Below are 14,887 nucleotides of genomic sequence, written 5' to 3' on the forward strand. Positions count from 1 at the left end.
CATGCTGCGCGGCCTCTTCATCGGAATCGACAAATATCCAGCGCCTATCACGCGGTTGACCTGCGCCAGGGCCGACGCCCTAGCGCTGGGCAGCCTCTTTGAGGACAACAGCGACAACGGATCGGTCACCAAGCTGGTCGACGCGGACGCCACCGGCGAGAACATCGTGCACGCCATCGAAGACCTCAAGGCCGCGCGCGAGGACGATTTCGTCGTCATCACATTCTCCGGCCACGGAACCGATGACCACCGCCTCGTGCCAATCGATGCGGACGCCAGCGATCTTGCCGGCACATGCATATCCCTTGATGAACTGGCGGTCCACCTCGATGGGATCCCCAGCCGCCAGATGTTCGTCGTCCTCGACTGCTGCTTTTCCGGAGGGATCGGAGGCGCGCGCGTATTCGCTCCGACCGCGGCCCGGCTTCCGATCGAGGACCGGCACAGCGTTGAGCGCCTGATCCGGGGCGACGGGCGCCTGGTGCTCACGGCCTCAGCCGCCTCAGAGCCCGCAATTGAAACGAAGCAGTTCGGCCATGGCCTGCTGTCCTACCACCTCATTCGTGCCGTTCAGGGTTACGGGGACTACCTCGACAGTGAATTCATTCCGTTGCTGGCCTTGATCGACTACGTCACCCTGAACGTTTTGGATTCCGCGCAGCTTCTCGGTGAGATACAGACCCCCACCGTCTATGGGGCGGTCGAGGGTGCGCCGGCTCTGCCCCGCTTGACCCCCGGCGCAGCGTACGCTGCTGTCTTCCCTGAACGGGTTCGGAAACCAGCAACCAGGGACTGGAACTCATTGCGGCCGTTCGGTTTCAGCCAGCCGGTGCTCGATCGCTGGTCGTCACAGATGGTGGCGCTTAATGAGCTACAGCTCGCCGCGATCAACGACTGCGGCGTGCTTGACGGGAAATCGTTGCTTGTGGTCGCCCCCACATCGTCGGGGAAGACCATGATCGGCGAGCTGGCAGCGGTACGAGAAGCCGAGCAGGGTGCACGCGTGGTCATGCTTCTGCCGATGCGCGCCCTCGTCAACGACAAATTCGACTACTTCCAAGAGCTGTACGGCGATCACCTAGCCGTTGTGCGGGCGACAGGGGAGCACGCCGATCAGGTCGGCATGATCTACAGTGGGCAATTCGATCTCGCTCTACTGACCTACGAGAAATTCCTGAGCATCGTTACCGCGTCGCCGTGGGTGTTGCGCGGTGTCACACTCGTCGTAATCGATGAAGCCCAGAACATTGCTGAGCAATCGAGGGGACCGAGTCTAGAGTTTCTCCTCGCTCTGCTGCGGTCCGGCCATGCCCGGGGCGGCGCCCCTCAGGTTGTAGCACTCTCCGCCGTGATCGGCGATACCAATGGTCTCGAGCGCTGGCTCGGGGCAGAGCTGCTACGGACCGAATCTAGGCCGATTCCGTTGCGCGAAAGTGTTGTTGACGCATCGGGCCAGGCTCAGCACCTTAATCCGGACGGCTCGTCGTCGACGGAGCATTTCGTCGCTCCTGATTGGGGGGTTGGTGGAGAAGGCAGCAAGCAGATCATCATCCCCCTGGTGAGACGCCTTGTGGGAGAAGATAAAAAGGTGATCGTTTTCCGAGCCATCAAAGGCGAAACCGTAGGCACCGCTCGATACCTTGCCCACAGTCTCGGTCTACCGCCCGCCAACACGGTCCTCTCCTTGCTGCCGGATGGCGACCTGTCGACCGCATCGCACTCACTGCGGGACGCCCTCGTGGGAGGAGTTGGCTTTCACAACGCGGACCTCAGCCCAGATGAGCGCGTCGCATTAGAAAAGCGATTCCGCGACCCGTCTTCGGACCTGAAAGTGATTGTCGCGACGACCACGCTCGCGATGGGCATCAACACACCCGCGGAGGCGGTCGTCATTGCCGGGCTTACCCATCCGGGGCCGAGCCCAAGCCCTTACTCAGTGGCCGAGTACAAGAACATGGCGGGGCGTGCCGGCAGAGTTGGCTTCGCAGACGAGGGTCAGTCCTACATCGTCGCAACAGGCGATCCGCCGCCATCGCAGGCTTGGCTCCGCTACGTCCAGGGTCAGCCCGAAACCATCCGATCGCACTTCCTCAGCGCAAGCACCGACCCGCAAACCTTGATTCTACGAAGTCTGGTCACGTTGGGAGGATCCGTTCTGCGTGCGGAGTTGCTAGCGTTGCTGGAGAACAGCTTCGCGATCTGGCAGCAGGTAGACCGAGGCGGGTCAGGCTGGAACCACGACGCACTCGACCGGGACCTCGAATCACTTAGGCGCGCAGAGCTTCTCGATATCGAGGCTGACGGTCGTGTCTCGGTTACCGAACTTGGTCGGTACGCCGGCGAGTCCGGAATCGAGGTCCGATCAGTGACACAGGTATCCTCGCTTCTGCGGTTCGCACCCGCCGGACGGGAGTTGACCGAAGCCGACCTCGTCACCCTGGCGCAGGTTACCGTGGAGCTCGATGAGACGTATCTGCCCGTCGCGGGCCGGTCGCGCCAAGAGCAGTTTCGCTGGTTTCCAACCGCTTCCGCGTTAGGAGTTAGTGGGGCGCTCCTTCGTGGCTTGCATGTCGGCGGAGGTGACCCGCTGACGCGAGCGAAGAAGGTCGCGGCGGTGTTGCTATTTGCCAGCGATTCACCGATGGTCGATATCGAGGCTGAATTGATGCGGCACATGCGAAATACAAACGCAGCCGGCCCGATTCGATCCGTTGCCGCACGGACTCGTGATGTTATCGATGCTGTCGCCACGATCTGCCGGGTGCGTGGATATCAGCTTCCCGATGAAGTTGGGTTGTCGAATCTTGGTGTGCGGCTTGAGATCGGGCTGCCAAGCCGAATCGGTACGGTCGCCGCGGTACTCGGCGCCCGGCTGTCCAGAGTCGAATACCTCAAGCTGCTCGCTGAAGGACTTGACACCGTCGCGGACCTGCAGACCGCAGGGGATGCTTTGCACAACATCCTTGGTGACGATCGAGCCGAACAGGTCCTGCAGTGGATAGCAGATCCCGTCGACAGGTGAGGTTCCGGTGGGCGCCCCTATACCCTCGCGTGATGGGAAGGCGCTCAGCCATAGCGATACCGTAAATTGTCCATGACCTGGGTTTATGCAGCGAAGATTAGCGAGCCTTTTCGACACGCCGAAGTTTTGTCAAAGTAGGCAGGCGTGTCTTGTCAATCTTCGTTGCATCTCGACAACTGCGTTGTTGGTGGTGGCGTTTGGGTTGAGTGCTGTGCGAGAAGCGTCGGAGGCGCCTTATCGCCAGCGTTCTGCTCACTTTCGCGGATGAATGAAAACCCCTTCTGCTGAGACGGTTACGCCACCGCTGTCGCTTAGTTGTCCAACGGCAAAGGTCTTGACTCCTTCGACGCGGTCGACCCAGGCCTTGGCGCGGAGAGCCTTTCGTAGCGGGGTTCCTCGGTGGTAGCGCAGGGTCAGCGTCCCGGTGTAGGCGGGCCGGCCCGGCTTGTGGGCGGTGGCGCCCAGTACATGGTCCAACACCATCGCGCAGACACCGCCGTGCACGTAACCCGCCGGTCCTTCATAGGCTGCACCGAGGATAAGTTCCGACCAGACGGCTCCGTTTCCCTCATGAATCACGAGTGGGGGAGCCAACGGATTGCGGACTCCAATTACTGCGTTACCCGAAGCTGGGCTCTGCCCGTCGGTGCTGACACGTTCGCCGAACGAGCCAGGCATCTGTTCGGTGCTCAGTCGGCCTGTAATAGCGTCGATCTGGGTTGCAATGGAGGCAATCGCGTTGGGCTCCAACTCTGTTCGGATCGTCGCATCGATCAGGTTGCGCACGGAGATGGCCAGTAGCTCGTATGTCGACGATGGGTCAGTCATCGTTAGGCTCAGATCGCCGGTGTCCGCGATGCCGCTGGCAAGGTCTTCGCCCTCACTGACAGCGAACCGCGAGCCGGGACCCCGTCATCACTTAGGCGTGGCACGCCGACCGTTGGCGTTGCGGCGGGCGTGGTGCGCGCCGCGTGCTGCAGAACGCCAGGGACGCTGCGCACGGGATCGACGCCTGCGACTTCGGTGGTCATCGACTAACAGCATGAAATGATGAGGTAGCGGCCCGGAAGGTGGCGTCCCGTCCAGCGGGCATATCACCGAGGCATCTCGGCTGTGCTGTTAATCTGGCAAAATGGCCGAGCCCAGTGATAAGCAGGTGAAGTCGGTACTTGCCGCCACCAGTTGGGCGTTGCTGGGCATGCTGTCATACGAAGAGGAAGTATCCGGCTACGACCTGAAAAAGTGGATCGACTGGAGCGTTGACCTCTACTACTGGAGCCCGTCGAATAGCCAGATTTATACCGAGCTGAAGAAGCTCCAAAGCTTGGGGCTTGTGACATCACGAATTGAGCGTGACGAGGGCACACGCAGCCGCCGGCTGTACAAGATCACCGCGGCCGGGTTGGACGCGGTCACCGACTGGACCAACAATGCCCCCGTGGATCCGCCGGTGCTCAAACACAGTGTGCTGATGCGGGTGACGTTCGGCCATCTGACCACTCCCGCTCGGCTCAAGGAGATGTTGCAGGACCACGTCGCCTACGCCGAGGCCAGGCACCGCAAAGCGGTCGAGGACGCTGAGGGCGCCGAGGACGAACCCGCTTGGGCCTACTCGGTGCTCGCGCTGCGCTGGGCGGCCAAGTATTACGCTGCCGAGCGTGAGTTCGCGTTGGAACTGATGAAGGAAATCGACGAGGCCGACGCCTTCATGCAGAAGGCTAAAGGCGGTGCGGGCAAAGTACGCCCCACGCCCGGCTACTGGCGCGAGGTGGAAAAGCAGGTCCAATCCAAGCGTCGAGCCGACTAACCGCCGCCGGCGGCGTCACGAGCGGCGATGTAGCCGTATACCAATCCCTGCGCGATTGTCGCACCCGCGCCGGGATATGTGGCGCCGAACGCGTTGGCGGCGGTGTTACCGATCGCATACAACCCGGTGATGACAGTGCCGTCTTCGCGCAGCACCCGTGCCCGCTCGTCGGCCTTGAGCCCACCGCAGGTACCCAGGTCGCTGAGCACCATTTTCACAGCGTAGAACGGGCCCTTGGTCAGCGGTCGCAGGTTGGGATTCGGTGTTATCGTCGGGTCACCGTAGTAGCGGTCGTAGGCGCTGCGGCCGCGACCGAAATCGGGATCCTCACCGACAGCGGCGTTTTCGTTGAAGCGCGTCATCGTCTGATTGAACTCTGACATCGGAGCGCCGATCCGTGCGCCGAGTTCGCGCAGGCTGTCGGCGCGCACCGCGATGCCCGCGTCATACCAGGTCTGTGGAATGGGCATCCGCGGAAACAGTTCGGCGCCAAAGACATAGCTGTTGCGGTATTGCCGATCGAAGATGATCCACATCGCTTCTACCGGTTGCCCGGACTGCTCGAGTTCGAGCAATCGCTGACCGAACGACATGTAGTCGGCCGACTCGTTGGCGAATCGATGCCCGTTTTGATTGACGATCAGGCAGCCCGGAAGTGATCGCTCGGCGAGCATGACCGCGGGCGCCTTGCCCGGCAGCGGGGCGATCGCGGGAAACCACCAGGCCTGGTCCATCAGATCGATGTCTGCGCCCAGTTCTTGGGCGACGCGGATCCCCTCGCCGGTATTGGAGTCGGCGCCCAGGCTGACGTTGGCGTCCAGTGCCTCGGACTGAAATTTCCAGCGCATCTCCATGCAGTGGTCAAAGCCGCCGGTGGCCAGCACCACCCCGTGCCGGGCCGTGATGGTCACTTTGCGGCCACCGTGGCCGACAACCGCCCCGCTGACGCGGTCGTCGTCGCCGACCAGGCGCAGCAAGGTGGTGTCGGTCCACACCGGGATCTGAGCCCGCAACACACCGGCGAAGAGGGCTGCGGCCAGGGCTTGCCCGCCCGCGGCATAGTGCCGGCCAAGCAGGCGGCCACCCAGACCCTGGGCCACTCGCTTCGCCAGAGTCGGAATTCCCTTGCGCGGCACCCGCGCCACCAGATTGAGCCAACGGTAGTCCGCGCCCGTTGTCGGGATGGATAAGCCGGACTCCATGACCCCGGGCCGGAGCCGGCTGCGGTATTCGCCCAGGACGGCAGTGTCTAGGGGCCGGCACTCGCAGGTACGCCCGGCTGCGCTGCCACCGGGCTCTTCGGGGTGGTAGTCGGAGTAGTCCCGGGCCCAGAACAGCCGCATCGGAGTCGTTCGCTCTAGCAGCTCGACGGTCGCGGAGAGATGTGTCAAAAATCCCGCGGAACGCGGAGGTGGGGCTGAGCCCGCAACCACGGAGTCAAGATAGGTGGCGGCGCGCTCGGCGGTGTCGTTGGCACCGGCCCGCTGCAGCACCGGGCCCGCGGGCAGCCACAGCGCACCACCGGAACGTGCGGTCGAACCACCCACGTGCGAGGACTTTTCGACAATCAGCACGGAGAGCCCCCGGTCGTGGGCGGCGAGTGCTGCGGCCATGCCGGTTCCCGAACCGATCACGAGTAGGTCCACCGTCGTGTCGGACACGGGAAGTCCAGCAGGAATCGTCGTGCTGTGCGTTGTCACGCCTGGGAACGGTAAGCGGCCGGGCTGCTTAGCGGGAAGAGGCGTCCTGATCAGTGGAACACGTGCCCTCCACCTGCCGGTCAGTCGGGGTTGAATGGCGCCCATGAATTCGCAGTCCGAAGCCGGCGAAGTTCGGCTGATCGAGGCAGATGCTGCGCCAACTCGATTCGCCCGCGGCTGGCATTGCCTGGGTCTGATCAAAGACTTCAGTGACAGCAAGCCGCACGCGATCAATGCTTTCGGCCAGAAGCTGGTGGTGTTTCGCGGCGGTGATGGGCAGGTCAATGTCCTCGACGGCTACTGCCGCCACATGGGCGGTGACCTGTCGCAGGGTGAGGTCAAGGGCAACGAGGTGGCGTGCCCGTTCCATGACTGGCGTTGGGGTGGTGACGGACGTTGCAAGCTCGTGCCCTACAGCAAGCGCACACCCAAGCTGGCCCGCACGCGAGCGTGGACCACCTTGCAGCAGGACGGCATGTTGTTTGTGTGGAACGATCCCGAGCGCAAACCACCCCCACCTGAGGTCAGGATCCCACGCATCGAAGGCGCTACCAGCGACGAGTGGACCGAGTGGCATTGGTACACCACCGTCGTGAACACCAACTGCCGTGAGATCATCGACAACGTCGTGGACATGGCCCACTTCTTCTATATTCACGGGTCCCTGCCCACTCATTTCAAGAACATCTTCGAAGGGCACGTGGCTACCCAGTACATGAACAGTGCGGGCAGGCCCGACCTGGGCGCCGCGGAAGGTCCTCAGTTGCTCGGCACGACATCGGTGGCGTCTTACTATGGACCGTCTTTTATGGTCGACGACCTGACTTATCACTACGAGGATGGTGACCACCACACCGTCTTGATCAATTGCCACTACCCGGTTGACGCGAATTCCTTTGTGTTGCAGTACGGCATCATCGTCAAGAAATCGGAGGCGCTGCCCGATGACGCCGCGGTGCAGACTGCGGTCGCCCTGGGGGACTTCGTCAAACTCGGTTTCGAACAAGATGTGCAGATCTGGCGGCACAAGGCGCGCATCGACAACCCGCTCTTGGTCGAAGAAGACGGCCCGGTTTACCAACTGCGACGCTGGTATGAGCAGTTCTACGTCGATATTGCCGATGTTCAACCGGATATGGTGGACCGCTTCGAGTTTGAGCTTGACACCACCCGCCCGTACGAGGCCTGGATGAAGGAGGTCGAGGCCAATATCGCTGCGCAGGCGACCGCCAAAGACCCGGTGTGATGACGTTGGGTTCGCTTGTGAGAGAGGATGAGCGCCTCGCCGACATGCCCACGATGGCCGTGGCATGCCGGCGCTGCGGAGCGCGAGTGCAGGTTCGTAAAAGCAGCTGGAGCCAGACGAGCGTGCAGTGGACCGCCCCGGCCTTGGCCCGTTGTCAGGAGCGTTCCGCCGCTGCACAACTAGCGCCATATGGACGGTGTGATCTCTTCCTGTCATGCTCGGCTCTTACCGAGTCGATCACGAATGCCGTGCGTACCGGGACGCTTCGGATCGTCGATGCAAGCGGCGGAACTCCGGCATGACGGCCAAAAAGGTTGGAACTTAAGCGGCCGGCAGCGCGTGGGTGGATACGCGGTCAATCCACTGAGCTGCATCGTCGCCTATTGCGTGACACCGTGGACTTGTTAGGTGATGAGCCCCTGCGAACCGATTGCTGTCGAGCGAGTGTTGTGTGTATCGAGTGGGTTTGGGACGCATTGAGTCTCCGGTCGTGTCACACGCACGGTTCATGGTCGGGCTTGGCCGGGCCCCGCAGCTCTCGGCCAAGGAGCCGCGGCCACGCCACTTCCTAGGTCGATGACACCGGCATGATCGGGATCTTCTTCATTGCGCTGGCGCGCGGATCAGGGGCGGCGGCAGCAGCTTCATGGTTTTCTTCGCCGCGCGTGTACGTCCACACGCAGAAGGGTTCTCCTTGGGCAAACTTGAAATCCTTTGGCGGCAAGTTGATGTCGAGTTTGCACCCAGGAAAGAACGGGGCTGAGATGCGCTGCTCGAAAGTGCAGTTCATCCAGGCCCTTGCCGGCGGGTAGAGGCCTTCGTCGGTGTACTTCTGTAGCACTTCGCACCGACGCATGTTGAGCACCACGTGATCGGGGTTGTACACGATGTACTCACCGCCGTACCCGAGCGTGCCATCGATGCTCAGGCAGGCCAACTTGAGAAAGTCCACGACGTGCACCGGCTCGATCTTGAACACTCTGGCCAGCTTGGGGTATTGGTAATCGATGATGAGTTGATACATGTCGGGGAGCCCGAGCCAGACCTCCTCCTCAGGGATGATCTTGGTCCACTGGTCGATGAAATAGTTGTGCCCTTTGAGGTACTGGTCCCAATAGGTCTTGATCAGACGTATCAGGGCCGGCTTGGTCAGGTCCTCAGTCTGCACATCAAAAGGAATCGCTTGGTATTGCGCATTTTTCCAGTCCCAACCCGGCGGGGCGATGTAGCGCCCCATAGGCATCACTTGACGCATCCCCGCCCGCGACAGCTCCGCGGCGACGTCCATGGCGGCGCTAATGCCAACCTTCTCCGAATAGATCTTGACATGGGCGTAGGGCATGAAGTTCAAGACGTCTTCGAACACTCGCGCGAGGCCCAGGAGGAAATCGCGCGAAAAGTCTTGAACGTTGCCGACCTTCCCCATGAAGTCATGGGTGTAGTCGTCATAGTTGAGTTCGTCGTTTTCAGCGGTCATAGGGGCTTCTCCTCAATGGGCTCGGCTGGTGTCGAGACATCGTTGGCTGCGTGGTTCGGCCCTCTTGGGGGACAGTCATCGCATATCTGTCAACGGGCCACTGCTTATGCGGCACGTCACCACGGTGTCGTGTCAGATCACGACATAAATGGCAGAATCTGACATTCCTCAGGCTAGTTCCTAGAGGTGTGCGTCACCATCGCGATCCCGCTCAGCGGGATGCCGTCGCAGGTGGAGTACATGAGTCAGGGATTTTCGCGGTTAGGATCGACATGCCGCTCGTGTGGCGAGGAAGTGAGGTAAGGCTGGTGAGCAGTCCGGCGACGCACGCGGAGCGTCGCGCCGACGACCTTCGAATGCACATCGCGCTGGCTGCCCGCGACACGTTTCTCGCCGACGGGTCGACCTCGGCGACCGTCGAGCGGATCTGCGAAGCGGTGGGCATTGCGCCGCGGACATTTCACCGCTACTTCCCGGTCAAAGAAGACGTCGTTATGCCGCTATTCCGGGAATTCGGCAGGCTCAGCATCCAGATTTTAAGTGACGCAGCACCGGACAGCGACACCGTCGAGGTCCTCGTTGCGGCATTTAGCACCGAAGTTCCCCGGCGGGGCCGGATGGAGATCGATCGCAGGTTCATGGCGATGATGATCAGCGATCCCCAATATCGATTACGGTGGCTGGACTGGGGACAAGACCTTGTCGGTGCCATCACCGAGTTCCTTGCCGTCCGGTTCGATCTAAGCGATGACCCATTCACCCGAGAGCTGCCTGCCCAGTTGGTGGTTCAAGCGTGTCGGCACGCCTACGTCCACTGGGTCCAGCACGGCGACTTCGCCGCCCTGCAATCCGCGTTGCGCTGCGGCATGCAGATGATCGTAGGAACGCTGGCGTGCCCGGCTGTCTGAGCCGCAGGTCACTGTCGGCCGATCACGATAGATCCAACGCCGTGTGGCTCGGCACATTTCGTTGCCCCACTACGTGAGCGCCTTCGTTGAGCCGGGTCGGGGCTCAACGGCGCCGCATACCCCGGACCCGTCCAAGTCGGGATGCCCCCGGGATTCCCCGAAATGATCCTTGATGCTGCGTCTTTCGGTGCTTAAGCCAATTGGAACGCGCTCAGTGGCGCTTCTTCTGGATAGGTTGTCGGTCCGCCAAGGTCGTATGCGGCGTTGAGGGCGGCGATGAATGCCGGGTCGTGCAGGGGATCGCTGGGAGTGTCGAGCTTGATGCCCTTGCCCTTGAGATCATCGACCATGATGCCGATCGCCCGTTCGATCGTGATGTCGTCGGAGCCGTCCATGTTCTTTTTCAGTTCCTCGAAGTCGGAGAACACTTCGGCGGACCAGTGCACCAGGAAACGCAATTCGTCGGTGTGGTGGCGGGCGATGACGTCGTCACCGTTCTTCAGAAGCCAGTGGTTGGGGTCGGCCGGATCGCCGGCGAAGACTGTGTCGAAGGCCAGTCCCGGCGGAACCTGTTGTTCCAGCGGCCCGTTGGCTTCTCCGCGGTGCACCATCATCTCGTTCTGAACGACCACTCCGCGGTTGTTGATGGGCGGCAAGACCCGGGCGGGGGCCTTCAGTGGGCCGTCGGGCCAATAGGTAAAACCGGACCCCTCGTCGAGGGAGAACCAGGTGATGACCTGAGCCATTTTGATGAGGTAGTCGGTGAACAGGCCCGACTTGCCCATCACGCTGCACAGCCAGGTGGGGGCGTTCTCGTGGCGTACACCGCGGAAGCTCGGCGAGTCCAGATGGCCCGGATCGCGGTTGGCGCACGGGCCGTTGATGTTGAACAACATCATCTCAGGCTTGGCGTACTCGGCGTTCCAGTAGCTCTTCGCGTGCTCGAGGAACGTGGCGTTGTAGAAGCAGTCGTGCAGCTCCGGGTAGAGAACAGCCCCGTAGTTGGCCAGGTAGCCGCGGAATGTCGGCGTCAGAAAAAGGTCCAGCGACGGAGTGAATCCCTCGGGGAAGGCGCCGCTCATGGTGGCCATCAACTCGTCGGCCGATGCGAAGTGCTGGGCGATGATCAGCTTCCAAGGGCCGTGCGCGTGTACGACATTGAGCAGCCGCCCGCGTTGCTCGGCCGTGTAGACGTTGTCGATTTCGCGCGGCGGCGCGGCGGGCCGCAATACGTTGGAAAGCTCCATCCGGCGCTCATCGGTGAGCATCAGCGGTCTCCTTCTGCATGTTTCGATTGGTGTGATTGTCGTCGCCGACGTCGACGCGCGGTCGATTCGTGTCCGGTGATCGGGACGTCAAAATGGGAGCGGATTGGCGAACTTGGCGCCCAATACCGCGCCGATCTCGGCAATGGCCAGCCGGCCGCGGGCGGTCGCGGCGGGGTACATGAGAAAGCCGTGGTAGGTACCCGGATAGCGGGTGAGGGTGGTCTGAACTCCGGCGTCCCGGAGCCGGACCGCGTATCGCTCACCCCAGTCCCGGATCGGGTCGCAGCCGGCGGTGACCACGATCGCGGGCGGCAGCCCGGAAAGGTCGGAAGCGTAGGCGGGCACCAGGTACGGGTCCTCGGGCGGCCCGGCATCTCCGTCGGCAAGTGCGTGCATGTAGTCGATGTCGTCGCGGGTGAGTAGCGGCGCGTCGGCCGTCGAGGCGACCGACGGGGCCGTCATGTCGCGATCCAGGCCCGGGTACAGCAGCACCTGAGCGCAGATCGCCGGACCGCGGCGGTCACGCGCGGCCAGGGCAACCGAGGCCGCCAACGAACCTCCGGCGCTATCGCCGACCACTGCGAGCCGGCTGGCATCGACACGCAGATCCGCGGCTCGGCGCGACACCCATTCAGTGGCGGCGTAGGCATCGTCGAACTGCGCCGGCGGTGCCGCTTCGGGGGCCAGGCGGTAGTCGACGGCGACGACGGTGGCCATGGACGCCGATGCGAGCGCGCGGGCCAGCGGTTCGAACGAGTGGTTGGATCCCATGACCAGGCCGCCGCCGTGGAAATACACCAGCACGGGTGGGCAGGAATCTGAGGTGGGACGATAGATTCGCGTGGGTATCGGCCCGGCGGGCCCCGGGATGGTGGTCTCGGTGATGTTGTCCATCTGTGGCATTGCCTCGGGCAGCGGCGCGGATTCGATCGCGGCCCGCACCGCGGCGAGGCCGCGTTGGCGCATCGGCGGGATCGTACCGAGCGACGTGACTCGGGCGGCGGCGTCGGGATCCAGCGGGGGAGTGGACACGCTAATGCCGGGCGGGGTCGAACCGGCGCTCGGTCCGCAAAACCGGAGCCTGTTGGGACGCAAGGACGTTGGCGCGCTCTTGCATCGCCGACCGAACATAGTCGGGATGGGTGAGCAGATAGAAGCTGCCTTGAGCGGCTTGCTCGAACACGACCGCGGCAGCTGTCAGCGGGTCCATCGCGTCGGCCTTCAGGTCGAGCATGGCCGTACGGTGCGCCTCGGCAGCCGCGACGTCGGTGGCCTCAGTGGCGTCGACGCCGCCGGCTGATTCGAAAATGTTGGACAGCACCGGGCCGGGCAGCACGGCCTGGACGTGAATGTGGTGGTCGTGCCCGCTGGACTGTACTTCGAGGTTGAGACACTCGGTCATCGCCAGTACGGCGTGCTTGCTCACGATGTAGGGCGTTTGCAAGGGCATCGCGACGACCCCACCGACCGACGACACATTCCACACCCACGCCTGCTCGGGGGTGGCCATCATTGGCGGCAGGAATGCGCGGATGCCGTAGAAGACCCCGCTGATGTTGATGTCGACGATCCGTTGCCAATTGGCCACCGGGGTGTCCCACAGGTAGCCGAACTGTTCAATTCCGGCGTTGTTCACCAGCAATCGCACCGGCCCGACGTCACGGATGGTCGTGTCGGCAAGCTCTTGCATGGCGACGGGATCCCGCACGTCGCACACCATGTCGACCGCGGTGCTGCCCGCGGCGGTGAGCTCCTCGCGCAGGGCGGCGATGCTGTGCGCATCGACATCGGCGAGCACCACGGTCATGCCCAATTTGCCGGCGTAGCGGGCCATGCCGGCGCCGATCCCGGAGCCGGCTCCGGTGATGACGGCGACGCCGCCAGAGAAGAGCTCTTGAACGGTCATGGTTGCGATGCGGTGGGGGTGCCGCTGTGCAGTTCGGATAGCAGCACGGAGTTGGTGGCATCCAGCACGACGTCCATATCGGTGAACTCCAGCCCGTGGGGGCCGCGGCGCACGCCGACGTTGACCACTCCGCTGGACACCGCGAACGGCACGAAGTTGGCGATCTGGTTGACGAAGATGTAAAAGCGGGCGCGGGTTACGCCGTTATCGGTGCCGGTGCGGTGCACGTTGGTGGCGTGGTGACGCAGCGGGTAGGGGCTTTGCTTGCGATGCTCGGACAGCCACTCGATGACCGCATCACGACCGTCGAGTTCGGGCGACATCAGCTCCTCGAAAGGACTGGCGCCACTGTCGCTTCGGGTCACGTAGTGCACATCGTGGGCGTAGCTGGCGGCCAGCTCGTCATAGTTGGCTTCGTCGTAGTGGTACCAGAAGGCGGCGATGAACTCCTGCAGTTCCGACAGCGTGATGTCGTTGCTCATGCCCACAGTCAATCCCGGCTGTGGCGCCGCTAACACCCCGACGCCCGTTGAGTGGAACACCGTCGTTGCTCCTCAGCCGCTGATCAGGCTCCATAGCCCGGCGGCTCCCGCCTCAAGCGCGGCCGACGTGACCTGTTCGTCCCAATACTGCACGGAGCCGAACTCCCCGCGCCACACCAGGGCAGGCCGGGTGAACTCGTGTAGCCGGTGCTCGCGCGTGGTGCCGATCGCGCCATGAACCTGGTGAGCGTTACGCACCGCCACGGACGCGGCGTGGCCCACACACGAACGTGCCACTGCGACAAGGAAGGCGAGGTTGGACGCCGACCACGCGCTGGTGACCGCCGCCATCAGCGCCGCCTCGGTGGCCGATCGCGCCAGGGCGGCCTGTGCGGCGATGTCGGCGATCATGCTCTGCACGGCCTGAAAGCGCGAAAGGGGCCGACCGAACTGGACGCGTGAGCTCGCGTGCTCGATCGAAAGCTCGAGAATCTGGTCCAGCGCGGCACACACTTGCACTGCGCGCACCAAGGCCGATTTCAGCCGCAGCTGGTCGACCAACGTCGCCTCGAGGGGAACACCGCGCAAGGCGGCGGGGTCGGCGACGACGATATCCCGCGGCTCGCCGATCATATTGGCGCCGGGCGTGATATCCAGCGACTCGACATTGACATCGGCGGCGTGATGCTCGCCGCCCCGCTGCCAGATGACCACGATCTGTTGGGCGCGAGACGCCCAGGGCACCCCCCTCGCGGCGCCCCGGGCATCGAGCCGGCACACGGTCCGCACAGCGTCGTCGCACGGTAATCCAATGGCCTCCAGCAGCCAGCACGCCAATAAATCGTGCTCGGCCAATGGGATTCGTGCGCTGTGCTGAACAGCGACGGTGAGCAGCTCGGCCGCTTCATGCCAGCCGGCGCCGCTGCCGCCGGAGTGTTCAGGGCCGGTGAGGCGCACCAGTCCGAGCTCGTCAAGCTGGTGCCATAGCTGGGCGTCACGATCGACAGTGGCGACGGATGACTGCGTTGTGCGGTACGCGCCGAACACCGCGCGCATCATGTCGATCAGGGC

At 63.1% G+C, this 14,887-nt stretch carries 12 protein-coding genes; 4 read left to right on the top strand and 8 right to left on the bottom strand.

Annotated elements, in window-relative coordinates:
• The first annotated feature begins 1 nt into the window (after window position 1).
• On the top strand, window positions 2-3,022 hold the full coding sequence (locus U8D42_RS22390; protein ID WP_322858193.1) for a DEAD/DEAH box helicase: 3,021 nt from the start codon (window positions 2-4) through the stop codon (window positions 3,020-3,022).
• Between the two features lie 252 nt (window positions 3,023-3,274).
• Here the strand turns inward: U8D42_RS22390 and U8D42_RS22395 are convergent, their stop codons facing one another.
• Window positions 3,275-3,850, bottom strand: a complete 576-nt coding sequence (locus U8D42_RS22395) for a PaaI family thioesterase (RefSeq protein WP_322858192.1) — start codon at window positions 3,848-3,850, stop codon at window positions 3,275-3,277.
• Between the two features lie 304 nt (window positions 3,851-4,154).
• On the opposite strand from U8D42_RS22395, the gene U8D42_RS22400 reads away from it, so the two are divergent.
• Complete coding sequence (locus U8D42_RS22400; protein ID WP_322858191.1) at window positions 4,155-4,829, top strand: PadR family transcriptional regulator; 675 nt, start codon at window positions 4,155-4,157, stop codon at window positions 4,827-4,829.
• On the opposite strand, the gene U8D42_RS22405 is transcribed toward U8D42_RS22400, so the two are convergent.
• Entirely contained in the window at window positions 4,826-6,529 is a 1,704-nt protein-coding gene (locus U8D42_RS22405) for a 3-ketosteroid-delta-1-dehydrogenase (protein WP_322858190.1), read from the bottom strand. The genes U8D42_RS22400 and U8D42_RS22405 overlap by 4 nt on opposite strands.
• A gap of 103 nt (window positions 6,530-6,632) precedes the next feature.
• Here U8D42_RS22405 and U8D42_RS22410 point away from each other — a divergent pair, with 103 nt between their 5' ends.
• Window positions 6,633-7,775 carry a Rieske 2Fe-2S domain-containing protein gene (locus U8D42_RS22410; RefSeq protein ID WP_322858189.1) on the top strand — a complete coding sequence of 381 codons (1,143 nt, stop codon included), beginning with the start codon at window positions 6,633-6,635 and terminating at the stop codon, window positions 7,773-7,775.
• A gap of 568 nt (window positions 7,776-8,343) precedes the next feature.
• On the opposite strand, the gene U8D42_RS22415 is transcribed toward U8D42_RS22410, so the two are convergent.
• Window positions 8,344-9,252: a hypothetical protein gene (locus U8D42_RS22415; RefSeq protein WP_322858188.1), complete on the bottom strand. Its 909-nt coding sequence runs from the start codon at window positions 9,250-9,252 to the stop codon at window positions 8,344-8,346.
• Between the two features lie 308 nt (window positions 9,253-9,560).
• On the opposite strand from U8D42_RS22415, the gene U8D42_RS22420 reads away from it, so the two are divergent.
• A complete protein-coding gene (locus U8D42_RS22420; protein ID WP_322858187.1) occupies window positions 9,561-10,160 on the top strand; it encodes a TetR family transcriptional regulator in 600 nt (199 codons plus the stop codon).
• 191 nt (window positions 10,161-10,351) lie between these two features.
• Here the strand turns inward: U8D42_RS22420 and U8D42_RS22425 are convergent, their stop codons facing one another.
• From U8D42_RS22425 to U8D42_RS22445, 5 genes are all read right to left on the bottom strand, one after another.
• Window positions 10,352-11,428 carry a hypothetical protein gene (locus U8D42_RS22425; protein WP_322858186.1) on the bottom strand — a complete coding sequence of 359 codons (1,077 nt, stop codon included), beginning with the start codon at window positions 11,426-11,428 and terminating at the stop codon, window positions 10,352-10,354.
• An 87-nt stretch (window positions 11,429-11,515) separates the two neighbouring features.
• Complete coding sequence (locus U8D42_RS22430; RefSeq protein WP_322858185.1) at window positions 11,516-12,460, bottom strand: alpha/beta hydrolase; 945 nt, start codon at window positions 12,458-12,460, stop codon at window positions 11,516-11,518.
• A 1-nt stretch (window position 12,461) separates the two neighbouring features.
• A complete protein-coding gene (locus tag U8D42_RS22435; protein ID WP_322858184.1) occupies window positions 12,462-13,334 on the bottom strand; it encodes an SDR family NAD(P)-dependent oxidoreductase in 873 nt (290 codons plus the stop codon).
• Window positions 13,331-13,816 (bottom strand): nuclear transport factor 2 family protein, encoded by a 486-nt coding sequence (locus tag U8D42_RS22440; protein WP_322858183.1) that lies wholly within the window; start codon window positions 13,814-13,816, stop codon window positions 13,331-13,333. Before U8D42_RS22440 ends, U8D42_RS22435 begins: the two co-directional genes overlap by 4 nt.
• Before the next feature lie 72 nt (window positions 13,817-13,888).
• Window positions 13,889-14,875 carry an acyl-CoA dehydrogenase gene (locus U8D42_RS22445; protein ID WP_322858775.1) on the bottom strand — a complete coding sequence of 329 codons (987 nt, stop codon included), beginning with the start codon at window positions 14,873-14,875 and terminating at the stop codon, window positions 13,889-13,891.
• Window positions 14,876-14,887: the final 12 nt, after the last annotated feature.

This window comes from Mycobacterium europaeum (genome assembly GCF_034555895.2).
GTDB lineage: Bacteria > Actinomycetota > Actinomycetes > Mycobacteriales > Mycobacteriaceae > Mycobacterium > Mycobacterium europaeum.